Origin of the sequence: Glutamicibacter arilaitensis (genome assembly GCF_044793945.1) — a bacterium.
Taxonomy (GTDB): domain Bacteria; phylum Actinomycetota; class Actinomycetes; order Actinomycetales; family Micrococcaceae; genus Glutamicibacter; species Glutamicibacter arilaitensis_B.
The window spans coordinates 2654380-2678216 of sequence record NZ_CP084994.1 but is presented as its reverse complement, the minus strand read 5'-3'; the positions used below and the strand labels follow the sequence as shown (position 1 = coordinate 2678216).

General features: G+C 56.6%; 27 protein-coding genes and 1 pseudogene. 24 read left to right on the top strand and 4 right to left on the bottom strand.

The features are described from left to right. The first annotated feature begins 51 nt into the window (after nt 1-51). The 18 genes and pseudogenes from rplN to rplQ all read left to right on the top strand — a co-directional run. Complete coding sequence (rplN, locus tag LG294_RS12585; RefSeq protein WP_096256889.1) at nt 52-423, top strand: 50S ribosomal protein L14; 372 nt, start codon at nt 52-54, stop codon at nt 421-423. A gap of 2 nt (nt 424-425) precedes the next feature. Next, entirely contained in the window at nt 426-770 is a 345-nt protein-coding gene (rplX, locus tag LG294_RS12580; RefSeq protein ID WP_096256888.1) for a 50S ribosomal protein L24, read from the top strand. Beyond that, nucleotides 770-1339: a 50S ribosomal protein L5 gene (gene rplE / locus LG294_RS12575; protein WP_404286213.1), complete on the top strand. Its 570-nt coding sequence runs from the start codon at nt 770-772 to the stop codon at nt 1337-1339. The genes rplX and rplE overlap by 1 nt, the downstream gene beginning before the upstream one ends. A gap of 57 nt (nt 1340-1396) precedes the next feature. Beyond that, nucleotides 1397-1795, top strand: coding sequence for a 30S ribosomal protein S8 (rpsH, locus tag LG294_RS12570; protein ID WP_096283656.1), 399 nt, complete (start codon nt 1397-1399; stop codon nt 1793-1795). 20 nt (nt 1796-1815) lie between these two features. Continuing rightward, the gene (gene rplF / locus LG294_RS12565) at nt 1816-2352 is read left to right on the top strand and encodes a 50S ribosomal protein L6 (protein WP_404286211.1); all 537 of its coding nucleotides are present in this window, start codon (nt 1816-1818) and stop codon (nt 2350-2352) included. Between the two features lie 2 nt (nt 2353-2354). Beyond that, complete coding sequence (gene rplR / locus LG294_RS12560; protein WP_096283652.1) at nt 2355-2726, top strand: 50S ribosomal protein L18; 372 nt, start codon at nt 2355-2357, stop codon at nt 2724-2726. Between the two features lie 29 nt (nt 2727-2755). Continuing rightward, nucleotides 2756-3436: a 30S ribosomal protein S5 gene (rpsE, locus tag LG294_RS12555; RefSeq protein ID WP_404286208.1), complete on the top strand. Its 681-nt coding sequence runs from the start codon at nt 2756-2758 to the stop codon at nt 3434-3436. Between the two features lie 3 nt (nt 3437-3439). Then, nucleotides 3440-3646: a 50S ribosomal protein L30 gene (rpmD, locus tag LG294_RS12550; RefSeq protein WP_404286207.1), complete on the top strand. Its 207-nt coding sequence runs from the start codon at nt 3440-3442 to the stop codon at nt 3644-3646. 2 nt (nt 3647-3648) lie between these two features. Continuing rightward, nucleotides 3649-4101 (top strand): 50S ribosomal protein L15, encoded by a 453-nt coding sequence (rplO, locus tag LG294_RS12545; protein WP_404286205.1) that lies wholly within the window; start codon nt 3649-3651, stop codon nt 4099-4101. A gap of 254 nt (nt 4102-4355) precedes the next feature. Then, the gene (gene secY, locus LG294_RS12540) at nt 4356-5660 is read left to right on the top strand and encodes a preprotein translocase subunit SecY (RefSeq protein WP_404286203.1); all 1305 of its coding nucleotides are present in this window, start codon (nt 4356-4358) and stop codon (nt 5658-5660) included. Further along, nucleotides 5657-6229: an adenylate kinase gene (locus tag LG294_RS12535; RefSeq protein WP_404286201.1), complete on the top strand. Its 573-nt coding sequence runs from the start codon at nt 5657-5659 to the stop codon at nt 6227-6229. Before secY ends, LG294_RS12535 begins: the two co-directional genes overlap by 4 nt. A 135-nt stretch (nt 6230-6364) precedes the next feature. After that, on the top strand, nt 6365-7195 hold the full coding sequence (map, locus tag LG294_RS12530; protein ID WP_404286199.1) for a type I methionyl aminopeptidase: 831 nt from the start codon (nt 6365-6367) through the stop codon (nt 7193-7195). 207 nt (nt 7196-7402) lie between these two features. Continuing rightward, nucleotides 7403-7624 carry a translation initiation factor IF-1 gene (gene infA, locus LG294_RS12525; RefSeq protein ID WP_096256877.1) on the top strand — a complete coding sequence of 74 codons (222 nt, stop codon included), beginning with the start codon at nt 7403-7405 and terminating at the stop codon, nt 7622-7624. A gap of 135 nt (nt 7625-7759) precedes the next feature. After that, nucleotides 7760-7873, top strand: a complete 114-nt coding sequence (rpmJ, locus tag LG294_RS12520; RefSeq protein ID WP_013349661.1) for a 50S ribosomal protein L36 — start codon at nt 7760-7762, stop codon at nt 7871-7873. 145 nt (nt 7874-8018) lie between these two features. After that, nucleotides 8019-8393, top strand: a complete 375-nt coding sequence (gene rpsM / locus LG294_RS12515) for a 30S ribosomal protein S13 (RefSeq protein WP_096283639.1) — start codon at nt 8019-8021, stop codon at nt 8391-8393. Between the two features lie 43 nt (nt 8394-8436). Further along, nucleotides 8437-8838 (top strand): 30S ribosomal protein S11, encoded by a 402-nt coding sequence (gene rpsK / locus LG294_RS12510; RefSeq protein WP_404286196.1) that lies wholly within the window; start codon nt 8437-8439, stop codon nt 8836-8838. A 167-nt stretch (nt 8839-9005) separates the two neighbouring features. Further along, entirely contained in the window at nt 9006-10010 is a 1005-nt protein-coding gene (locus LG294_RS12505; RefSeq protein WP_404286194.1) for a DNA-directed RNA polymerase subunit alpha, read from the top strand. 84 nt (nt 10011-10094) lie between these two features. After that, nucleotides 10095-10544, top strand: a pseudogene (rplQ, locus tag LG294_RS12500) (50S ribosomal protein L17); the annotation flags it as partial. Between the two features lie 124 nt (nt 10545-10668). Here the strand turns inward: rplQ and LG294_RS12495 are convergent. Continuing rightward, nucleotides 10669-11079, bottom strand: coding sequence for a hypothetical protein (locus LG294_RS12495; RefSeq protein ID WP_404286193.1), 411 nt, complete (start codon nt 11077-11079; stop codon nt 10669-10671). 294 nt (nt 11080-11373) lie between these two features. Between LG294_RS12495 and truA the strand changes: the two genes are divergently transcribed. The 6 genes from truA (at nt 11374) to LG294_RS12465 (ending at nt 17034) form a co-directional block, all read left to right on the top strand. Beyond that, nucleotides 11374-12231, top strand: coding sequence for a tRNA pseudouridine(38-40) synthase TruA (truA, locus tag LG294_RS12490; protein WP_404291750.1), 858 nt, complete (start codon nt 11374-11376; stop codon nt 12229-12231). A gap of 309 nt (nt 12232-12540) precedes the next feature. Then, a complete protein-coding gene (gene rplM / locus LG294_RS12485; protein WP_404286191.1) occupies nt 12541-12984 on the top strand; it encodes a 50S ribosomal protein L13 in 444 nt (147 codons plus the stop codon). A 38-nt stretch (nt 12985-13022) separates the two neighbouring features. After that, entirely contained in the window at nt 13023-13523 is a 501-nt protein-coding gene (gene rpsI, locus LG294_RS12480; protein ID WP_404286189.1) for a 30S ribosomal protein S9, read from the top strand. A gap of 162 nt (nt 13524-13685) precedes the next feature. Then, on the top strand, nt 13686-15032 hold the full coding sequence (gene glmM, locus LG294_RS12475) for a phosphoglucosamine mutase (protein WP_404286187.1): 1347 nt from the start codon (nt 13686-13688) through the stop codon (nt 15030-15032). Between the two features lie 126 nt (nt 15033-15158). After that, nucleotides 15159-16496, top strand: a complete 1338-nt coding sequence (locus LG294_RS12470) for a UDP-glucose dehydrogenase family protein (RefSeq protein WP_404286185.1) — start codon at nt 15159-15161, stop codon at nt 16494-16496. 208 nt (nt 16497-16704) lie between these two features. Next, on the top strand, nt 16705-17034 hold the full coding sequence (locus tag LG294_RS12465) for a hypothetical protein (RefSeq protein ID WP_404286183.1): 330 nt from the start codon (nt 16705-16707) through the stop codon (nt 17032-17034). A gap of 614 nt (nt 17035-17648) precedes the next feature. Here the strand turns inward: LG294_RS12465 and LG294_RS12460 are convergent. The 3 genes from LG294_RS12460 to LG294_RS12450 all read right to left on the bottom strand — a co-directional run bounded on the left by LG294_RS12460 (nt 17649) and on the right by LG294_RS12450 (nt 23827). Then, nucleotides 17649-18929, bottom strand: coding sequence for a hypothetical protein (locus LG294_RS12460; protein WP_404286182.1), 1281 nt, complete (start codon nt 18927-18929; stop codon nt 17649-17651). 153 nt (nt 18930-19082) lie between these two features. Beyond that, a complete protein-coding gene (locus LG294_RS12455; RefSeq protein ID WP_404286180.1) occupies nt 19083-21524 on the bottom strand; it encodes an AAA family ATPase in 2442 nt (813 codons plus the stop codon). A gap of 776 nt (nt 21525-22300) precedes the next feature. Beyond that, nucleotides 22301-23827, bottom strand: coding sequence for an NAD(P)H-hydrate dehydratase (locus LG294_RS12450; RefSeq protein ID WP_404286178.1), 1527 nt, complete (start codon nt 23825-23827; stop codon nt 22301-22303). Nucleotides 23828-23837: the final 10 nt, after the last annotated feature.

Sequence of the window (23837 nt, the reverse complement as noted above, 5' to 3'; positions counted from 1 at the left end):
CCGTTCCGCAAGGCTCATTTATGAGAACCAGCGAGACGACAGGAGTAAGCAGTGATTCAGAAAGAGTCGCGACTTAAGGTTGCCGATAACACTGGTGCTAAGGAAATCCTTACCATCAACGTGCTCGGTGGCTCCAAGCGTCGCTACGCAAGCATTGGCGACACTATTGTCGCTACCGTCAAGGATGCAATCCCAGGCGGCAACGTAAAGAAGGGTGACGTCGTCAAGGCTGTCATCGTTCGTACCAAGAAGGAAATCCGTCGTGCAGACGGTTCCTACATCAAGTTCGACGAGAACGCTGCAGTGATCCTCAAGGGTGACGCCGCAGATCCTCGCGGAACTCGTATTTTCGGCCCAGTGGGTCGCGAGCTTCGTGACAAGAAGTTCATGAAGATCGTTTCCCTGGCTCCGGAGGTGCTGTAAGCATGGGTGCAAAGATTAAAAAGGGTGACCTGGTTCAGATCATCTCAGGCAAGGAACGTGGCAAGCAGGGCAAGGTCCTGACTGTCATCACCGCCACTTCGCGCGTGCTGGTTGAGGGCGTTAACCGCGTCACCAAGCACACCAAGGCTGGACAGTCCGAAAACGGAACCACGTCCGGTGGCATCGAGGTTGTTGAGGCTCCAGTGCACGTTTCTAACGTTGCAGTGGTTGACCCAGAGACCAAGAAGCCAACCCGCGTTGGTTTCCGCGAGGAAACCGTCGAAAAGAACGGTGTGTCCAAGACTGTGCGCGTCCGTTACGCCAAGGCTTCCGGAAAGGATCTGTAATGACTGAGACAGCCACCAAGATCCAGCCACGTCTGAAGGCTAAGTACGCCGCAGACATCCGCCCTGCATTGCAGGAGCAGTTCAGCTACGGCAACCCGATGCAGGTACCAACCCTGACCAAGGTCGTCGTGAACATGGGTGTCGGCGAGGCCGCTAAGGACTCGAAGCTCATCGAAGGCGCCGTGCGCGATCTGACCGCAATTACCGGTCAGAAGCCAGTGGTCACCAAGGCTCGCAAGTCGATCGCTCAGTTCAAGCTGCGCGAAGGCATGCCAATTGGTACCCACACCACCTTGCGTAACGATCGCATGTGGGAATTCGTCGATCGTTTGATCACCCTGGCACTGCCTCGTATCCGCGACTTCCGCGGTCTGAGCGACCGTCAGTTTGATGGCAATGGCAACTACACTTTCGGTCTGACCGAACAGTCGATGTTCCACGAAATCAATCAGGACAAGATCGATCGCGTGCGCGGTATGGACATCACTGTGGTGACCACCGCCAAGACTGACGATGAAGGCCGTGCCTTGCTCAAGGCTCTGGGCTTCCCGTTCAAGACCAACAACTAAACTCGCTACGTTACAGGTCCCTAGCGGAAACCGTAACGAGGAAGGGCTGAAGCCCACATGTCTATGACAGATCCAGTCGCAGATATGCTGACTCGACTGCGCAACGCCAACTCGGCTCACCACGACTCCGTGTCGATGCCGTCGAGCAAGCTCAAAGTGCGCATTGCCAACATCTTGAAGGACCAGGGCTACATTGCCTCCTTCGAGGAAGAAGCAGCAGAAGTCGGCAAGACGCTGACCATCACCCTGAAGTACGGCCCATCGCGTGAGCGTTCAATCGCTGGCGTACGCCGTATCTCCAAGCCAGGCTTGCGTGTATACGCAAAGTCCACCAACTTGCCTCACGTGCTCGGTGGCCTTGGTATCGCAATCCTGTCCACCTCCTCCGGTCTGCTTACTGACCGTCAGGCTGCAAAGAAGGGCGTAGGTGGGGAAGTCCTCGCCTACGTCTGGTAACGGGAAGGGAGAAACATACAATGTCACGTATTGGACGTCTTCCGATCACCGTCCCGGCTAACGTTGAGATGACTGTGGATGGCCAGAAGGTCACCGCAAAGGGCCCGAAGGGTGAGCTTTCGGTCACCATTTCGGCTCCAATCACCGTTGCCAAGGATGAGAACACCGTTACCGTTTCCCGCCCGAACGACAACCGCGATTCGCGTTCGTTGCACGGCCTGAGCCGCACCCTGATCAATAACCTGATCATCGGTGTGACTGCGGGATACGAAAAGAAGCTGGAAATCCACGGTACCGGTTACCGTGTCGTCGCTAAGGGCGCCGGCCTTGAGTTCGCTCTTGGCTACTCGCACCCAGTTAGCGTCACAGCTCCTGACGGCATCACCTTTACCGTCGAGGGCAACAACAAAATCACCATCGCTGGTATTGACAAGCAGCACGTCGGTGAAGTTGCCGCTAACATCCGCAAGCTGCGCAAGACCGAGCCTTACAAGGGCAAGGGCATTCGCTACGCTGGCGAGATCATCCGCCGCAAGGTCGGAAAGGCTGGTAAATAATTATGGCTATCGGAATCAAGGGCAAGAGCAGGTCCGCATCGCGCGGTCGTCGCCACCTACGTGTGCGCAAGCGCATCGTTGGTACCTCGGTACGCCCACGCCTGGTCATCAACCGCTCGGCTCGTCACATGTTCGTACAGATCGTGGACGACTCACAGGGTCTGACCCTGGCCAGCGCTTCGACCATGGAAGCAGATCTTCGCGCAAGCGATGCCGACAAGACCGCAAAGTCCAAGCGCGTTGGTGAGCTCGTCGCAGAGCGCGCCAAGGCTGCAGGCATCGAAGCAGTTGTCTTCGACCGCGGCGGTAACCGCTACCACGGTCGCGTGGCAGCTATTGCCGACGGCGCACGTGAAGGTGGGCTGGCACTGTGAGCGAAGCTACTAACAAGAAGGAAACTCAGGTGTCTGAAGCTACTGAAGCAGCCTCGACTACTGCAGCTCCTGCCACGGAGAAGACCGGCGCCGCTCGCGGCGAAGGTCGTGGCCGTGGTGGAGAAGGCCGTGGACGTGGCGAGGGTCGTGGCCGAGGCCGCGATTCGAAGGACAGCCGCAATGACGACAAGGACAAGTTCCTTGAGCGCGTTGTAGCTATCAACCGCGTATCCAAGGTCGTCAAGGGTGGTCGTCGCTTTAGCTTCACCGCACTTGTCGTCGTGGGCGACGGCAACGGAATGGTTGGCGTTGGCTACGGTAAGGCCAAGGAAGTTCCAGCAGCTATCGCCAAGGGCGTTGAAGAGGCCAAGAAGTCCTTCTTCCGCGTTCCACGCGTTGGCGGCACCATCCCGCACCTGGTCAAGGGTGAGGCCGCCGCTGGCGTCGTCTTGCTTCGTCCAGCTGCTCCAGGTACCGGCGTTATCGCCGGCGGCCCGGTGCGTGCGGTATTGGAATGCGCTGGTATCCAGGACATCCTTTCGAAGTCGATGGGTTCTAGCAACCAGATCAACATCGTTAAGGGCACCATTGCAGCACTGAAGGCTCTTGAAGAGCCAGCAGCAGTTGCAGCTCGCCGCGGTCTTCCGCTGGACGAAGTTGCACCAGCAGCAATGTTGCGTCACATCCAGACCCAGAAGGCAGGTGCTTAATCAATGGCTAAGAACATTGCTGTAAGCGAAGCCACTCTGGAAATCACCCAGATTAAGTCCATCATTGGTGGTAGCCAGGTTCAGCGCGACATCGTTCGCTCGCTGGGTCTGAAGCGCATCGGACACACCGTTGTCCGCTCCGCTGACCCTGTGACCGTAGGTATGGTCAACAAGGTTCCACACCTGTTGAAGGTTGAGGAGGCGAAGTAAAGATGGCTGAAGAAAAAGCACTTAAGGTTCACCACCTGCGTCCAGCCCATGGTGCCAAGACTGCCAAGACCCGCGTTGGTCGTGGCGAGGCATCCAAGGGTAAGACTGCAGGCCGTGGTACCAAGGGTACGAAGGCTCGTTACCAGATCAAGGCAGGTTTCGCAGGTGGACAGCTTCCACTGCACATGCGTCTGCCTAAGCTGCGCGGCTTCAAGAACCCATTCCGCGTCGAGTACCAGGTTGTAAACCTGGACAAGATCTCGGAATTGTTCCCAGAAGGTGGCGAAGTTACCATCGAGGCACTAGTTGCCAAGGGCGCCGTTCGCAAGAACGAGCCTGTCAAGGTGCTAGGCACCGGCGACCTTACGGTCAAGGTTGACGTGAAGGTTAACGCTTTCTCGGCATCCGCGTCCGAGAAGATCGCTGCCGCTGGCGGCTCGGCAGAAACCCTCTAATCCAGGGTTTGCGCTAAAGCTAAATCCCCGGTGAGCTTGTTCCGACAAGCTCGCCGGGGATTTTCCTATCTCCCGTGACTCTTAGTGTTACGCTGCGAATTCCCAAGCAAACCGCCGTCTTTTGGCTAGTTGCGCTAAAAAATGGAGCCATGACTGTGTGGCGTATTTGGCGAGATAGTGCCTAAGACGGCTAGAATCATTAGGTCATAGCAAGAGTCTTTACCTAGACTCAAGCACATACTTCAGGAGGACGCTTGTTCAGCGCCATAGCCCGAGTTTTTCGGACGCCTGACCTGCGCAACAAACTGCTTTTCACCCTCGGGATCATTGCGATCTATCGAGTCGGCGTTTTCATTCCGGCCCCGGGCGTAGATTACAGCAACGTTCAGCAGTGTCTGGCTTTGGGTTCAACCACCGGTGGTCTATATCAGTTCGTAAACCTCTTCAGCGGCGGCGCCCTGTTGCAAGTTTCGATCTTTGCCATGGGAATCATGCCGTACATTACGGCAGCCATTATTGTGCAGCTACTGCGTGTGGTGATCCCGCACTTCGAAGCACTGCATAAGGAAGGCCAAGCCGGCCAAGGCAAGCTGACCCAGTACACCCGTTACCTGACCATCGCGTTGGCGCTCTTGCAGGGCACTACGCTGATCACTCTGGCGCGTACCGGCGGACTCTTCCCGAGCTGTACCCTCCCGCTGATTCCCGATGACTCGCTCATGGTGATTCTGCTGATGATCTTCGCACTGACCGCAGGCACCGGCCTGATCATGTGGATGGGCGAATTGATCACCGAACGCGGTATCGGCAACGGCATGTCCATCCTGATCTTCATCTCGATCGCTTCGGGCTTCCCATCAGCCATGGGCGCCATCCAGCAGTCGCAGGGTTGGGGCACCTTCATCGGTGTCATCGCCGTCGGCTTCCTGGTGATCGCACTTGTCGTGTTCGTGGAGCAGTCCCAGCGACGCGTTCCGGTGCAGTACGCCAAGCGCACCATCGGGCGACGCACCGTAGGCGGCACCTCCACCTACATCCCGCTGAAGGTCAACATGGCGAACGTGATCCCAGTGATCTTCGCCAGCTCGATCCTCGCCTTGCCGCAGATGATCGTCTCGTTCAACCAGAACGATGACGGAACCCTGCCGGAGTGGGCCATGTGGCTGCAGGAGCACTCGGCTTCCTCTTCGCCTTGGTACATGCTCGTCTACACTCTGCTGATCATCGGCTTCACCTACTTCTATGTCGCGATTACCTTCAACCCGATTGAAGTCTCGGACAATATGAAGAAGTACGGTGGCTTCATTCCAGGCATTCGCGCCGGCAAGCCAACTGCCGAGTACCTGCAGTACGTGATTTCCCGAATCACTTTCGCGGGCGCCCTCTACCTGGCGTTCGTCGCGTTGATCCCGCTCATCGCCTTCGTGCTGTTCAACGCAGACCAGAACTTCCCATTTGGCGGCACCTCGATCCTCATCATGGTTGGTGTGGGTCTGGAAACCGTCAAGCAAATAAATGCTCAAATGCAGCAACGAAACTATGAAGGGCTACTGCGATGAGTCGACTGTTAATTATTGGTCCACCGGGTGCCGGCAAAGGCACCCAAGCAGTGAAGATTTCCGAGCGTCTGGAGATCGTCGCGATCTCCACCGGTGACATCTTCCGCGCCAACGTCAAGGGCGGCACCCCACTGGGTGTCGAGGCAAAGAAGTACATCGACGCCGGTAACTTCGTGCCAGACTCGGTCACCAACAATATGGTTGATGATCGTCTGGGCCAGGAAGACGTCGCCAACGGATTCCTGCTTGATGGCTACCCGCGCACCAGCGCGCAGGTAGATGCCTTGGACGCCATGCTTGCCGCTCAGGGAGTCGAGTTGGATGCAGTGTTGCAGCTGACCGCCGATGACGAAGAGCTGGTAGCGCGTCTGCTCAAGCGTGCAGAAATCGAAGGCCGCGCAGATGACACCGAAGAGGTCATCCGCCACCGTCTGGGGCTGTACAACGAAGAGACGCGGATTGTCGTTGATCGCTACGAAGAGCGTGGCATCGTGCGCAAGGTCGATGGCATTGGCGCTATCGATGAGGTCACTGAGCGTGTGCTCTCGGCGTTGAACGTTACCGCCTAAGTATTTGCACTGACACGTAGGGACCGTGCCGCGATCAGCCCCTGAGGGCCGTGGTGCGGTCCCTGCGTAGTTTAGCTAGACATTTCCATCCGATTGTTTGGGTTTTGCGACCCGAAAGAATTAAGGGGCAAGACATTGGCTCTAGGTCAGCCACGAATTGAGTACAAAACCAATTCGCAAATTTTGAAGATGCGCGAGGCCGGACTGGTGCTCGCCGAAGCACTCGACGAGGCCAGCGACTTCGCCCGTCCGGGTGTCACCACCATGCAGGTGAACGAGGTCTTCGCGAAAGTTCTGGAACGCCACGGTGCCACCAGCAACTTCCTTGGCTACCACGGCTTCCCGGCGAGCATCTGCGCCTCGGTCAACCACGAGGTCGTCCACGGCTTCCCCAGCGATTACGAACTGAAGGACGGCGACGTGCTGAAGGTCGATGGTGGAGCGATCATCGACGGCTGGCACTCCGACTCCGCGCGCACCTTGCTTATCGGCAAGGTGGACCCGGCAGACCAGCGGTTGAGCGAGATCACCGAACAGGCCATGTGGGCCGGCATCGCCGCCTTCTCCAAGGCTCGCTACATCGGGCAGATCGGCGAAGCGATTGACGACTTCGTCAACTCGCAGCCGGGCGCACCGCTGGGCATCTTGGAGGACTACTGCGGCCACGGCATCGGCTCGGCCATGCATATGGCTCCGGATGTGCTGAACTACAACACCGGCCACCGCGGATCACGGATCAAGCCCGGCATGGCCCTGGCCATCGAACCGATGCTGGTCCGCGGAAAGATCGCGACCTCGGTGCTGGAGGATGACTGGACGGTAGTCACCGACGATAAGGCCAACGCTTCGCAGTGGGAGCACACCGTAGCCATCCACATGGGCGGCATCTGGGTGCTTTCGGCGCACGACGGCGGCGAAGCCGGATTGGCACCATTCGGTGTGACTCCATCGCCAATCAAGCCTTAGATTCTGGCTCCAGCATGGTAACCGTGCCGGAGCTAACACTTTAAGTGCGTCCTTGGATTTGTCCTAGAGTCTGCCAATGGCGTATTCTTAATTTTTGGTTGTCTATTTGACTGAGCCTAAAACTCTTTGAGCTCGGCAAGGTCAATAACAGTCAGAACCAATTACTTGTTGATGGAAAATCATCAACAACAAAAGTTAGCGGGGAAAATGGGCAAGAAGGAAGGCGTCATCCAGGTAGAGGGCTCCGTATCCGAAGCGCTGCCGAACGCGATGTTTCGCGTAGAGCTGCCAAACGGTCACGTGGTGCTCGCCACTATCTCGGGTAAGATGCGTCAGCACTACATTCGTATCCTCCCAGAGGATCGAGTGCAGGTTGAAATGAGCCCATACGACCTCAACAGAGGCCGTATCGTTTACCGCTACAAGTAAAACTGCAGTCCATAGACATTAACCTGACGGACGTTGAACGAGCGATCGTTTGAACGCCCGTCTGAGGAATGTTCTTGGGACAAGCTGCTTTTTCACTGCTCCACACAATAACTGCAACCGCAAAAGGACAGAGCCTTGAAGGTTAACCCTAGCGTGAAGCCGATCTGCGATAAGTGCAAGGTGATCCGTCGTAATGGCGTGGTCATGGTGATCTGCGAAAACCCACGCCACAAGCAGCGTCAGGGCTAATTCCGTTCTTCGGAATTTCCCACGCGTAGTCATTTAGGCAGTACCGTATCGAGCAATCGATGCACACCCCCGGGTTCGGAGGCCGGGGCCAGGAGACATCCTGGGTGGTACTGCTCCAGACCTCCGTTGGTTGAAAGGTAGCCACTTGGCTCGTTTAGCAGGCGTGGACATTCCACGCGAAAAGCGCGTAATTATCGCGCTGACTTACATCTACGGCGTGGGCAAGACCCGTGCAGAAGAGATCATCGCAGCGACCGGGACCAACCCGGACACTCGCGTCAAGGATCTCAGCGACGCTGACCTTGTTCAGCTGCGTGACTTCGTTGAAGGCACTTACAAGGTAGAAGGTGACCTGCGCCGTGAGGTTCAGGCTGATATCCGCCGCAAGGTTGAGATCGGATCCTACGAAGGTATTCGTCACCGTAAGGGCCTGCCGGTCCACGGTCAGCGCACCAAGACCAACGCTCGTACCCGTAAGGGCCCGAAGCGTACCGTCGCAGGTAAGAAGAAGACTCGCTAAATCTTAGCGGTCTAGTTCAAATACTTTTTTCGTAGGAGAAGAAATGCCCCCAAAGACTCGTGGAGCGGTACGTAAGCCGCGTCGCAAGGACAAAAAGAATATCGCGCAGGGTCAGGCGCATATCAAGAGCACCTTCAACAACACCATCGTATCGATTACCGATCCGTCTGGTGCTGTTATCTCGTGGGCTTCGGCCGGCGAGGTAGGCATGAAGGGTTCGCGTAAGTCGACCCCGTACGCTGCTCAGATGGCCGCTGAATCTGCCGCTAAGCGCGCGCAGGAGCACGGCATGCGCAAGGTTGACGTTTTCGTCAAGGGCCCGGGCTCGGGACGCGAAACCGCGATCCGTTCGCTGCAGGCTGCTGGCCTTGAGGTTGGATCCATCTCGGATGTTTCCCCAAGCGCCCACAACGGTTGCCGCCCATCAAAGCGTCGCCGCGTCTAATTGATTCGCTAGGCCGAGCCTAAAGAAGTCACCGAGCCATTCGTAAGGAATGGGTCGGTGACGTTCTTGGACTCTCATGCCTGCAACAGACGAACGGCCAACAGGCTACCGTCGTTTCCACCCCCGTGAGGCGTCATATAGCGGACGCTCGCTGAAAGGAAATGTAAGTGCTCATTACGCAGCGCCCAACCCTGACCGAAGAAGTAGTTTCCGAGAATCGCTCCCGGTTCGTCATTGAACCGTTGGAGCCAGGCTTTGGTTACACCCTAGGTAACTCACTCCGCCGTACTTTGTTGTCCTCGATCCCTGGTGCAGCTGTCACCAGTGTTCGACTCGACGGTGTATTGCATGAGTTCTCTACCGTAGCCGGTGTCAAGGAAGACGTCACCGAACTGGTTCTTAACATCAAGAACCTGTCGGTCTCTTCCGAGCACGACGAGCCGGTCGTCGCCTACCTGCGCAAGCAGGGCCCAGGCGTCGTTACCGCAGCGGATATCACCCCACCAGCGGGTGTAGAGTTCCACAACCCTGAGCTGCACATCGCTACCTTGAATGCCAATGGCAAGTTCGATTTGGAACTGACCATTGAGCGTGGCCGTGGCTATGTGTCAGCTGCTCAGAACAAGAGTGCCGACACCGAGATTGGCCGAATCCCAGTTGATTCGATCTACTCGCCGGTGCTTAAGGTAACTTTCCGCGTGGAAGCTACCCGTGTTGAGCAGCGCACCGACTTCGATCGCTTGATCGTTGACGTTGAAGCAAAGCCTTCGATCACCCCGCGTGATGCTGTCGCATCCGCAGGTACCACTCTGGTTGAGCTGTTCGGTTTGTTCCGCGAACTGAACACCGCAGCAGAAGGTATCGAAATCGGCCCATCGCCAACGGATGCAGCTTTGGCTGCAGACATGGCGTTGCCGATCGAGGATCTGGAACTGACCGTTCGCTCTTACAACTGCTTGAAGCGTGAGGGCATCCACTCCGTGGGTGAACTCGTTACTCGCTCCGAGGCCGACCTGATGGACATCCGTAACTTCGGTGCGAAGTCCATTGACGAAGTCAAGGCAAAGCTTGTTGAACTGGGTCTAGCACTGAAGGATTCCCCTCCAGGGTTCGATCTTGCCGCTCGTAGTGCCATCGAAGATGGCGACGACGTCTACGACGAAGGCCTGTAAAGACCTTAGTCTCGCGACACACTACTTCACCCGACCTGTCGGTCACATACCGACAGGCTCGGTCATTCATCTAGGAGAATTACCATGCCTACCCCTACAAAGGGTCCGCGTCTCGGCGGCAGTGCAGCACATGAGCGATTGATCTTCGCTAACATGTCCGCACAGCTCTTCGAGAACAAGAAGATCACCACCACCCTGACCCGCGCCAAGCGTCTGCGTCCACACGCAGAGCGCCTGATCACCTTCGCAAAGCGTGGAGATCTGGCCTCGCGTCGTCGCGTCCAGTCGGTTATCGCTTCGCGCTCGCGCACCAACAAGTCGATCGTTCACGAGCTTTTCGCGAACATCGCACCTGCTATGGCCGATCGCCCGGGTGGCTACACCCGCATCACCAAGATTGGTAACCGCAAGGGCGACAACGCTCCTATGGCAGTTATCGAACTGGTAATGGAACCGGTTTCGCCAAAGCAGGCAGTCGTCAAGGAAGCCACCAAGGCTACCGAGAAGGCAACCGAAGCCACCACCGAAGAAGCCTAAGCTTAAGCTTTTGAATCTTCACCGGTAAAACGGTCAAGTTATCCCCGGACATCCGCAAGGATGTCCGGGGATTTCTCTTTAATCGCAGAATTTCAAAGAACTGAAACTAGAGCGTCAGGGCCTACAAGTCGCTAAGTCCTGGACAAGTCGTTTCCAACTTGTCGGAAAGCGCGCGATTCTCCTCGGTATCCAGCAACGACATCTTCACTTGCATCTGCTGCGTACTTAGCGAGCCATCGGAGACCACGGCAATGACCTCGTCTGTATTATCAGCGAGGGCAACCAAATCAGCGGAGAACTCAGCTTCGGCTTGATTTGCGACACTGCGGAAGATTGCAGATATTTTTTTGCCCTGCTCCACCGTATCGCCGAGACTGCTTGAGGCGTCAGTTTCGAGATTCTGCTCTTTGACCTGGTTGATGATTTCTTGGCAGGCTTCCTCAGTTGAAAGAGGTTTCTCGGCGCATGCGCCCAAGCTGAAGGTGGCAGCCAGGGCGATAGCGCTTATTGCAGTCATGCGGGTGAAATTCATGGATGCTCCAAGCCATTGGTGTTCGATGATCGTTAGGCTCACCACGAAAAACCCGTGCCGAGCCACTGCCGTCAATTATAGCGAGTCGTTAGCCTTATTAAGCGGACATGAAGCGTTCACCCCCTTGCAGTGACTTTCAGCCAGTCCTGCTGCTAAGTTCATTGCGAATAATTCCCAGTTGGAATTCGGGGGCAATCTCAGAGGATAATTGAAAGCATGAATTCGCAGTCAGAGATCATTGATCCGTTCGGTACCACTGCTCTGGGTACCAGCAGCTCGCCAGCGTTGATTCGCATGCGCATGGTTCTGGGCTATGACGGTGCAGCTTACAACGGCTGGGCACGGCAGCCCAATGTTGTTGGCGTGCAGCAGTTGGTCGAAGAGGCACTTGAAACTCTCATCCGCCGCCTGATCCGCGTAGTTGTCGCCGGACGAACCGATGCAGGGGTGCATGCACGACGTCAGGTAGTTCACTTTGATCTGACCGAGGAAGAATATCTGGGCTTGCCGAGAAACTCGGACCTGGAGCCTGGCCCGGCGCTCTTGCGTCGCATCAACGGCCTCTTGGGTCGCCAGGAAAAGGCCGTGTGGGTTCATGAGGTAGTTCGAGCCGAAGATGGTTTCGACGCACGATTCTCCGCCTTGGCGCGGCGTTATTCGTACCGCATTGCCGATGGCATCCACCGCTGGGATCCACTGAGCCGGCAGCTGACCATGTGGTACCGCGAAGACATCGACATTGATTTGTTGAACGCCGAAGCCCGGTCGGTTCTCGGACGACACGATTTTCTCTCCTACTGCAAGCCGAAGCCGAGGGCAACCACTATCCGGACGCTGCAGGAATTTGAATTCAGCCGGGCCGAGGATGGAAATATCGTGGTGCACTTGAAAGCCGACGCGTTTTGCCACAATATGGTGCGCTCGCTCATCGGTGCCGCGCTACGTGTAGCTAGCGGAAGAGAGGAACCAGGATTCTTGGCCGAACGTCTGGCGCTGATGGTCCGTGACTCGAAGTCGATTCTTGCCCACCCGCACCCGCTGGTGCTTGAAGAGGTCTACTATCCTGACGACCACGAGCTCGCCGCGCGAGCGGCGCTCACGAGGGCAAGACGCGACGTTTCGCAGACGGATTCATTAAAAGACATCGATTAATGACCCTTTGGGTGTCATTGCTCACCTAGAGGTACCTTTGTTTTGGTCGTCTGAGTGTTAATCGGCTAAACTTTTATGAGTTGTGTATGTCCACGTTCGACACTACACGCCCAAGCGTGACGGCTTAGTTGCATAGTCGCTGGTCTGCTGGGTGTGCGAACAATATATGGACGGCCGGTCATCATCAGTCCTCACCTGACGTACTGGTCTAAGCACAAGAACAACACGACAGTGCTCGTCACTGGAGGATCTCACGCCTCGACACCTGCGACTGTTTGACCAGAAACGAATCAACGTAAGGCAATTACTGTGCGTACGTACACCCCAAAGCCGGCTGACCAGACTCGTCAGTGGTTTGTCATTGACGCCACCGACGTAGTACTCGGCCGTCTCGCCGTTCAGGCCGCAACCTTGCTGCGCGGCAAGCATAAGCCAACCTTTGCAGCTCACATGGACATGGGCGACCATGTCATCATCATCAACGCCGAGAAGGTCGCACTGACCGGCAAGAAGCTGCAGGACAAGCGCGCCTACCGTCACTCGGGTTTCCCGGGCGGTCTGAAGAGCGTTAACTACGCCGAGCTCCTTGAAAAGAACCCAGTTCTGGCCGTCGAGAAGGCCATCAAGGGCATGCTTCCAAAGAACAAGCTTTCCGATGCCCAGCTGTCGAAGCTGAAGGTATACCGCGGCGCCGAGCACCCACACGCTGCTCAGGCTCCAAAGGCACTGGAAATCACCCAGGTCGCTCAGTAGTACTGGCCTCGAGAACAAAGACTTAATAGGAGATTATCGTGGCTGAGAACACTGAAGAGACCACTGAATTCGAAGGCGAAACCCCTTCGACTTACACCACCGAGACCGCTGCATCGACTGTCGTAGCCGACACCGAGCGCGCTCCACTAACCGTTCCAGGTGGCGCAGTAGGCCGCCGCAAGCAGGCAATTGCCCGCGTGCGTTTGATCCCAGGCTCCGGCAACTGGGTCGTCAACGGCCGCACCCTGGAGAACTTCTTCCCTAACAAGCTGCACCAGCAGGATGTTAACGAGCCATTCAAGGTTCTGGGTCTGGAAGGCGCTTACGATGTTATCGCCCGTATCCACGGTGGCGGCATCTCGGGCCAGGCCGGCGCATTGCGTCTTGGCATTGCCCGCTCGCTGAACGAGATCGACCGCGATGCAAACCGCGCGACCCTCAAGAAGGCTGGCTACTTGACTCGTGACGCACGCGTCATCGAGCGCAAGAAGGCTGGTCTTAAGAAGGCCCGTAAGGCTTCGCAGTTCTCGAAGCGCTAAACCTTACCCACAGGTTTCCCAAAGGCTCACATCTTCGGATGTGGGCCTTTGGCCGTTAAACGTCGGTTTGTGACCGTTTGGTCATTAAACTTTTCTCACATAACGTTCCAAAGCTCACATACTCACGGGTAAATCGATGCGTAGGGCTTATGATTGACGATGATGGCAAGGTTATTTGGGACCGATGGGGTCCGAGGAAAAGCAAACGAGTTATTAACCCCCGAACTGGCGCTGGATCTCGCGCAAGCAGCTTCGGTGGTTCTTGGTTTAAGTCAGTCGGAAGACGGACGCAAGCCGGTTGCCGTGGTGGCGAAGGATCCGCGTATCAGCGGCGACTTCCTCTCCGCCGCGATCGAGGCTGGTCTGGCTGCTTCCGGTGTTGACGTTAAGGATGCGGGCACGTTGCCGACTCCGGCCGCTGCATTCTTGGTAGGTGATCTCAATGCCGACTTCGGCGTGATGATCTCCGCCTCGCATAATGCCGCGCCGGATAACGGCATCAAGTTCCTGGCACGGGGAGGCAAGAAGCTCGATGACGCGTTGGAAGACGCGATCGAAGCCTGCCTCGACATGCCAAACCCGCGCCCAACAGGTGGCGCCGTAGGACGGATCTCGCGCTTCGCCGACGCCGAGGACCGCTACATCATGCACCTGCTGGCAGCAATGCCAAACCGTCTCGATGGCGTCAAAGTGGTTTTGGACTGTGCCCACGGCGCAGCTTCGGGCTGCTCGCCAGAGGTATTCAAGAATGCAGGCGCAGAAGTTATCGTCATCGGCGCCGAGCCAGATGGCATCAACATCAATGACGGGTACGGCTCGACCCACCTGGAGAAGCTCCAGGCCACCGTGCTTGAGCACGGCGCAGACCTGGGCATCGCCCACGACGGCGACGCGGACCGCTGCCTTGCAGTGGACCATGAGGGCAACGTTGTGGACGGGGATCAGATCATGGCCGTCATGGCCATCGACCTGAAGGCACGCGGCGAACTAGTGGACAACACCCTTGTTGCCACCGTCATGAGCAACCTCGGTTTGAAGATCGCCATGGAAGAAGCCGGCATCACCCTGAAGCAGACCGGTGTCGGAGACCGCTACGTGCTCGAAGGCATGCGCGAAGGCAACTACTCGCTGGGCGGAGAGCAGTCCGGCCACGTCATCTTCAGCAAGTACGCCACCACAGGTGACGGTGTCCTCACCGGCCTGCTGCTCGCAGCCCGCGTGAAGGCTACCGGAAAGACCCTGAAGGAGCTTGCCTCCGTACTCACCGTCTTGCCGCAGGTGCTGATCAACGTGCGCGGCGTGAACAAGGCAGGGGTTCCAGAGTGCGAACCGCTGCTCAACGAGATCGCCCTCGCCGAGGCACGTCTGGGTTCCACCGGACGCGTGCTCTTGCGTCCATCGGGCACCGAACCAGTGGTTCGTGTAATGGTCGAGGCAGCTACTCACGAGCAGGCTCAGCTTGAGGCAGAGCTGCTGGCCGGCGCCGTGGCGACCCACCTGGCGCTTTAAAGCAACCACCTAGTAAACATCAAGAAAACTCACACCCCCGTACCGCGTTCCCGCAAGGGTCATGGTGCGGGGGTGTGGCATGCTAACTAGTAGTTATTGGGTTAGATATCTGGGGAGTAGTACTTCGTGACTTTGCGTATCAGCGTCATCGGCACCGGCTATCTTGGTGCAACTCATGCAGCGTGCATGGCAGAACTGGGCTATGAGGTCATTGGCCTGGATGTCAACGCGGAGAAGCTCCAGGCACTGGGTGCCGGGATCCTTCCTTTCCACGAGCCGGGCCTGCCCGAGCTGCTGCGGAAGCATGTCTCCAGCGGACGGTTGCGGTTCACCGACTCCTACGCGCAGGTGGCCGAACTTGCAGACATCCACTTTGTCACCGTCGGCACCCCGCAGCGCGCGGACTCCCAATCCGCGGACATGAGCTACGTCGATGCGGCGGTGGACTCACTGGTGGAGCACATCACCGGTGAGGCGCTCATCGTGGGCAAATCCACGGTGCCCGTGGGCACCGCCCGCCGGCTGGTCGAACGCATCGAGGCCACCGCCAGCCCGGACAGCAAGATCACCCTGGCCTGGAATCCCGAGTTCCTTCGTGAAGGCTTCGCCGTCAAGGACACACTGACACCAGACCGCTTGGTCTACGGCCTAGCGGATGAGAGCGCGCTGGGCAAGCTGCGCGAAGTCTACGCACCGATCCTCGCCGCCGGCACCCCAGAGGTCGTCACCGACCTGGAAACCGCGGAGCTGGTCAAGGTTGCAGCCAACGCGTTCCTCGCCACCAAGATCTCCTTCATCAACGCCTTCGCCGAAGTCACCGAGAACGTAGGCGGCGACATCAAGACGCTGGCGGACGCGATTGGCCACGATGCGCGCATCGGCCGGAAGTTCCTCAACGCCGGCGTCGGATTCGGCGGCGGCTGCCTGCCCAAGGACATCCGCGCGCTCCAGGCCCGAGTCAGCGAGTTGGGCCTGAGCCAAACCATGGGCTTCCTCGCCGAGGTGGACCAGATCAACCTGCGCCGCCGCGACCGTGTGGTTTCGCTGGCCTCCTCGATCCTGGGGGAGCAGCTGGCGGGCAAGCGCATCTGCGTGCTCGGGGTGACCTTCAAGCCAGACAGCGACGACGTGCGTGACTCGCCGGCGCTGGACATCGCGGTGCGCCTGTATAACTCAGGGGCCGAGGTTTCGGTCTATGACCCCGAGGGCAATAAGAACGCTGCCGGTCGTTTCCCGCGGCTGAACTACGTGGACTCCTGGCGAGAAGCGGCCAAGTCCGCGGACCTGGTGCTGCTGCTGACCGAGTGGAAAGAATTCCGCGAGCTGGACCCGCAAGAGCTCGGCGAGGTCGTTGGCACTCGGGCCCTGATCGATGGACGCAATGTGCTTGACCGCCCGCTGTGGCGAGAGCAGGGCTGGGTTATCACCGGGCCTGGCGAAAAGTTCGAGCTGGGCGAAAACTAGCATCTGAACAAGTTTTAGCTTCCCGAGCGTTCAGGAGAGCGAGAATAGTTCAATGTTGCCCGCGTTCTGGTTTAACTCTCACTTTCCCTGTACAAACAATCGTCGGGGCCGTCGGCATCGAGCCTCTCGCTGGCGATCTGACCAAACAAAGCGACGCTGGGAATCATCGGCGGTAAATTGAACCGACCAAGACTGCCGAGATGCCGTAGTGCTGGCCGCGCAGATCACTAAAGTCGATCTTCCTGCGAATGCTTTCGTTAGTTCGCAGCCGGAGAATGTCAAAGAAACCATCTTGGACACGGCAATCAACAGAGCTTTCGAGCGTGATCTCGAAGAAGAACTTATGCCGTTGGATCTTCTACGCTTTGATGGAAAACTCGTCCCCCATCAACGTGCCGCAAGCCTTACGGTTTTCAAAGACAGCACTCGAAACCGGCGGTTGCTTGTCATGTCCGTCAATAAGAAGCCTCTGGAAGAGGAACTTGGCATCGATCTGCTGTATTGGGACCAAGTTCACGACGCTTTTACATTCGTCTAGTACAAGCGACTCGAGAAGGATGAATCTGGCAACGACGACATGCCTTACGAGTGGGTCTATCTCCGCAAAAGCGAGTTCACCAAGCAGCATGAACTGATGCCTGCCGGTGTTGAAGAAGTCTTGACTATCGAGGATTGGCGAGCGTTCAGGACACCTTTCTGGTTCAAGTTCGTGAGAGGTGAGGCCGCCAAGAAACTTGACGAGAAGTCACTCAAAGGCATGTATGTCTCGGCAGACTGGCTGCGCCGAGCGATCCAAGAGAATGCCCTTAACACGGGGAAGAAGGGTGGATTCAGGGTTCACCTACAGCAACACCAAATATGTCGGCCACACGACCTTCGCTGAGCTTGTGACCCGTGGTTTCACAGGCACAGGTCGAGGGCGAACCAAGGCCTTCATGGAGGTTATGGAAACCCTGGGTAAGAACTGAGAACTGATTGTTGCGATCCGAACGGAGTGGAATAAGACCGCGACGCAACCGTAAACTGACTATGCGGCGATTTTCTCGCTCGAAGACGGTAAGCACCCGTTCTGATACAACGTGTCCCCCAACTTGCACGAGGTCACAGTAGCGCCAGGATGTGCGCCTACCTTCGCGATTTGCGTGCAACGTCTTAGCACTGTCGACTCTTTGTTCTGTTGCTTTCGGGCCAGTCAGTTGATGACGTAATGCGCACTGCTTGGAGAACTTGCAACGTGACCGACAACGAGTCGAAGAGGTCGTGGAGGTTACCCAAAAAGACCAAGTAATTAACTCCGTTTGTGTCAGACGGAGTTACGATGCGCCCGGACCTAAGATCATGGCGCACCACTCCGTGGCCGATCAGATTACGGGTCTTGCTGTTCATGGTCTTGGCAAAGTCGACCCACCCCGGATCAAGTTGAAAGTACCTTAGTTTGTAGGCGTTTGAAAGCTTGTTGAACTTCGCGAAGGAATCCACACGATCCTTGGTAGGCAGATTCGACGGATGCTGGTCGCCGAAGTTCTCTGGATGTCCATGTTCGATCGTGTTTCGCGCAGCGATCGGATATTTAAGGACCTTGCCGAGGACCTCGAATCCCTGTTGGTAGAGGTCCCGGGTCTCACCGAACTCATCTCGGGCGAGAGTCATATGATCTACATTTTCGGCACCGGTGGCGCTCAAATAGCGCTTGATACCACCCATGAGCCACATTTCATGCCTAAGTAGGAAACGATCTACGACGTCGAAAAGCGAGCGCTGAAGTATCTTGATTTCGGCGATCGACGCGTCCTCTTTGAGCATCGAACTGTACCTGCCATCTGCAGCGGCTATCACATGTTTCGTGATGTAAGACCGAAGGAAACCTGCCGTTGCGGCACTCGGCGGAACAACGTTGACGGTCACGGCTAGCATTGCTGAATGTGCGGCGCTCGCTCGCTCATGCGTCGTGTGTCCGGTCGGAAAATCCCACTCTGAAAACTCACGAGCAAGGGTCGACTCGAAGGCATCCCATTGCTCATCGAGGTAGTACTCATACAGTCGCCGCACTTGTGGCCACAATTGCTTGATTATTCCAAGCGCGGTGTCCCGTTCCTTCATAAAATCAAGAACGCGCTCACCAGTGAGTCTGTTCAGGGCCATCATGCTGAATCCACCGACTGCGTCATGGCTATCCGCAGAAAAATTGTTGGGAACGTATGGATTAATTGTCACCACTTTGGGAGCGAGCGAAACGTCATGGTCTGAAAGACGTTCAGCTTCAAAGGAAACCGCGTAGTCGCTGATATCTTGACCGACAGCAGACCCACGAATTGGCAGTCGGCAGTTCGGACAAGGAAAGTAGAAGCGGGTTCCACTAGTGGAGTCAGTCGCCATGCGAATGGCTACCGGCTGTTCGCAGCCAGGGCATCGAATACCCATCCGAATCATCATGCGTTGAGTGTATCTATGTTAGAGCGAGCCAGGATGTGCAACAAGGCTGCACTGAGTAGATTCTTCCAAAAGGTTCTTGCGGTCCGGGCTGATTCGCTTTTAGGGCGTATCTTTCACCGAACAGTGATAGAGCTCTCCCACTGAGACGCGCTCTTATTTATGCAACGTGATCTGCTGTGAGTCCGCAACTAGCAGATAGCTCTCTTCCCATTCTTCAAGGATTGTCGTAGCTTCATCTGACAGGTAATGACGCATATGAATCGGCTGAACCGCGTGCATCAATGCCAGAACTCTTCGGACAACTACAACCCTTTCCGCGGGATCAACTGAAGCTCCCATTCCGAAGTCGCTTAGCATCATCATACGATCCTTGCTGTGGCTGCCACCGTGAAGGACGGTTACAAGGGCGTGACGAATGGGCTGGCCGAGTGGGCCTCTACCGAGCGACTCGTATGCCTCAACAACCCTCAGTGAAGTGATGCTTTTTTGTCCATAGATGAATACTCCAAAGGCTTCATACACGCGCCGGAGCGCGTTTCCAATGCCGACGGAAGCGACATCATTTTCTTGAGTTGATGCGCCATCCACTGCATATTGAAAAACAAACCCCAGAAGCGTCTTGTACTCATGAAGCGGCTCATCGACTCCTCCCGAGTGCTTGACTAGGCTTACTCGGACAGATTCGTCCGAGCCAACATTTCGGAGCACCCAGGGGGCCGTTTCCCATGTGCCCTGGCTGGGTGGCTCTAGGGATTCGAGAACGGCCTTTGAAGTCTTTCCTAGGTCCTGGAAGATGCCGACATCATGCGTGAGAAACAGGGTCTTTGCGGATGAAGAATCGGTGAGAAGCTCTTTCAGTTGACTCTCGAGAAAGCTGAGTATTCCGATACGGCAGTCGATGTCAACACTGGAAATGGGGTCATCTAGGACGATGAGCGACTTGTTTGGATCGAGGCCGTCATTGATGCACTGCCTGAGAAGTGTGAAGAAGTAGCAAAGGGATAGTACGTTCCGTTCTCCCACAGATAGGCGATGTGGTTTCAGGTAGCGACCTCTGCTTTGCAGCATAAATCGACCTCCGCGTTGCGCTTCATCCGCAACGACGATTCTCAATCGATTGGGATCGGCAAAGACCGTCGCTAACCCGCGGTTGACGTCATCCGCAGCAACGTCCTCATCTCTCAAAGCACTCTTTAAGTCTCTCACTTGCGCGTCAAGTTTATCCAGGGCCTCAGATTGCTCAACTAATGTAGCCTCGGCACTCCGCAACGAAGCCAGGGCAGATCGGTAGTTGTCTATCCGAGCTTCAATTTCAAGACGACTTACATCGTTGTTTAGGACGAGCGTTTGGCTGAGAAGTTGTTTAATGCCTTTGATTCCATCATTCCAGTCCAGCCTCGTTTGCTCGATGGTCTTTATGGCTTGCTGAAGATCGTGGATCTGCTGGCCGGCTAATTCAAAATCAACGGTGATTGGCGCGTAGAGTGATGCTTTCTTCGCGGCCACGGCATCATTCCACCGGGTGATTTGAGTGTTCAGATTGTCCGTTAGGTGTTTGACCACTTCAGCATTAGTAGGGTCAAGGTCCACGAGTCGATTATCTAGCTGAACGACCAGGCGGGGCAGGAGCGAACTGTCAAGTTCGTCGGTGAACTCTCTCGCTGTTCTGTCTACCGCATTCTTGATTGCCTCAAGTAATTCACTCTTGTGTTCCTCGCTGACCGCCTGCAGGCACAACGGGCAGCGGTTGAGTTCTGGAGTGTCGAATATTGAGCTTGCTGTCGCGACTAGAGAACTGTGAGCTTCGAGGGCCGCTGCAACGAGCCCTGCGAGACCTTCTCCTGTCGGAGCCTCAATGGTCCTTTCAAAGATGTCTGTGTTAAACTTCGTCAGCAAGTCGTCGACATCGTCCATCGAGACCGGCTCGAGAATCTCCTCGCCTCCCCGGCTGCGCGCCAAGCGGTCCTTGGCTTCATCGAGTTCAGTTCTGAGTGTCTCCAGGTCTTTTTGGGGAACAGGCATAGAGAGGAATGTGTCGAGTACTTGCTGATTTACGCGAGAGTTGCTCTTGTTTCCTTTGATCACTCGTTCGCGATCCGCCCATCCTTTGCGCAGAGCGTCAAAGGCCAGTTCTGTGTCTGTCTTACATGCTTCCGCTGCGTCGTCGACTACAGTAGCCTGACCCATGTGAGTCTCCCGAGCACTTTTCGCGGCCTGGATAGCTCGGTCTAGATCAGCCTGCGTAGTGCCTGACTTGCCAAACAATACAAGCGCACGGATCCCGTCATCACTAATGCGGACGTTGTTCTCGATGAATTGCTCGTTGAACACTAGAGTCGATAGTTTCACTTGAGGTGGCACACTATCTTCGCGAGTGCCATGAATCAAAAGTGTTGAAGTCAGATCATCGTCGGCGTTTTCTCTCTCCTCGACCTGTTGCTCCGCTGAGTACCGTGCGAATCCGTCGCCGACGGTTGTCTTTCCAGACCCATTCCTGCCAAAGACCACCGAAACACGCTGAGTGTTCTTCGTGAAGAATGTGAGGTTAGTTTCATCGATCAAACCTCTGCCATTGAGGCGAATCCCCGTGATCATTGCGGTGGCACTCCTACGCAGCTTGTAATGACTGTGACGCAAGGAGCGGCTTCCCTGCCTGTCGCTCAGCCTATCCGACTGCTTTGTTCGGCGTGTATGGGCGAACGGAGTATTACTCATTTGCGTCGAACGTGAGTGCTGTAAGCAATAACTTGTTAGATAAACAAGCCTCAGCTTCAGAATGAAGGACACCAAATCTGATCGTATGTTCGAATACGATTTATTGCTGTAACGACAGCCGGTATAGGAACCAAGAGTGCCTGAACGTTGTCTGTGCCAACGGTGCCGGGTAGGTTGCTGCCCCATTCGACGAATCTCAATATGAGGTAAACGAAGGCCGCAAAACCGGAGCCTACTAAGAGCTGGGTGCCGATGTTACCCCAGTAGCTTTCGTACTCTGAAACGGTCTGATCGGCAATTTCCTCTTGTGAAGGATTCTCGCCTTAGGGATCTTTCATTTTCCGACGGCTAAAACCCAGTAGCAACTTTTCTCCCATGCTAATTCGGTACGTAAAGTCGAGATTCCCTAATTTTCTGCGATCGCGATTGTCTCAAGGTGTGTCCTTTCAACAAGCTGTTTCATAGCTTGAGGTGCACACAAACTCAGATGACTTCAATGAGCTGGCCTTCAGAGCGGAAAAGGTTGGTATTCTGCGTCGCCCAAATTTCGAAAGAACAATTCTTGAAGGACTGCTTTGGGTAGTCACCCTTGTACAGCCGAAGAAAGGCAAAATAGGCGTTGATTGCCGGAGGCTATCATCGACTCAGTCGGATTCTTAGAAGCCGAATTCCTTCATGACCGCAGGCAGGTTTTCAATCAGACGCGAGGCGCTGACGGTGCCTTCTGCGGAGCTGACTCGGCCCAGATGGCCATGGATGACCGCAGCGCAGGCGGTGAGCTCCATCAGGCGGACATTGCTGACGGTCTCCAGGCCCTGGATACCGGTCAGCGAGCTGTCGGAGAGCAAATAGCCGAGGATGCCCGTGAGCACGTCTCCGGAGCCCGCAGTCGCCAGCTGAGCCGCCGCATGGCAGACCACGAGGTTGGTGCCGTCCGGGGCGACCACATAGCTGGTCGGTCCCTTCAGCAGCACCACCGCGTTATAGGAAAGCGCGGCCCAACGGGTCCAGCGGATCGGATCCTGGGCAATTTCCTCGGTGGTGACGCTCACGCCGGCGCGGCGCAGCAGCATGCGAAGTTCCTTGGCATGCGGAGTCAGCACACGCGGCTGCTCGCTGGGCCCGGCAGGAACCACATCCAGTCCGCTGGCATCGATGACCGCCGGCTGGCGGCTGTCGAACACGTTGGCGATAACTCCGGTTGGGGGAGTGCGGCTGTCAATGCCCGGGCCAATGGCCCAAGCCGAAATCTTCGCGCCGCGCCCGTGGAGGTGGCGGCGAGCCAAGGACAGCGCCTCGGAGATCTGCTGGTCATCCAGCGGAACGGTTTCCGGGGCTGCGATGGACAGCAATGGCTGCACTTCATCGGGGACGTGGGTGCGCAGCAATCCTGCGCCGCAGGCTACCGCGGCTCGTGCAGTCAGCAGCGCTGCACCGGGGTAGAGGGCGGAGCCTGCGATGAGGCCGAGGACTCCACGTTCGTACTTATGGCGTCCGGCGTCCCGCCAGCTGCGGTGCTGGTCCAGCAGCTCCCGTGCCGAAGATTCGTCGACCAAAGTAGTTTCCGGGCTCAGCGCGGAAAAATCAAAGTCCAAGTTGGCTACTTGAATCTCACCTGTCACCAAAGGTGCATCCCTGGAGATCAATCCGCTCTTCAGCGCCCCGAAGGTCACGGTGCGCTCGGCAAGCAGCACCCGGTCATCGGCAACGCCGGTTTCGCTGTTCAGCCCCGACGGAACGTCGCAGGCCAAGACGCGAGCGCCGGCAGGCAGCTTAGGCAGTTGTGCCCCGGGACGGTAGCCAATTCCGTAGATCGCGTCGATGACCAATGCCGCCGAAGCTAATTCGGGCTGGCCGTCGGCCAGCTGCTTCACGGTGCCGGAAGCCGAGCGATAGGCGTTCAAGGCGGCGGCGTGGCAAGCGTCGGTGCACTGCAGTGCGAGCGTCTTGTGGCCGCGCTGGGCAAGTTCGGCTAAAGCGTAAAGCCCGTCTCCACCGTTGTTGCCCGGGCCGATCAGACCGACCACCAGAGCGTCGGTGGCCGTTGGCGCTTGCGCCAGCATTCGCTCGGCGGCGGCTGCGAGTTCACTGGCGGCGGCGCGCATCAGCGATTCACTTCCACGTTTGGAGATCTCTTGGGCCTCGACCGCACGTACTTGCGCAACACTGTAGACAGGGATCATAAGACAAACT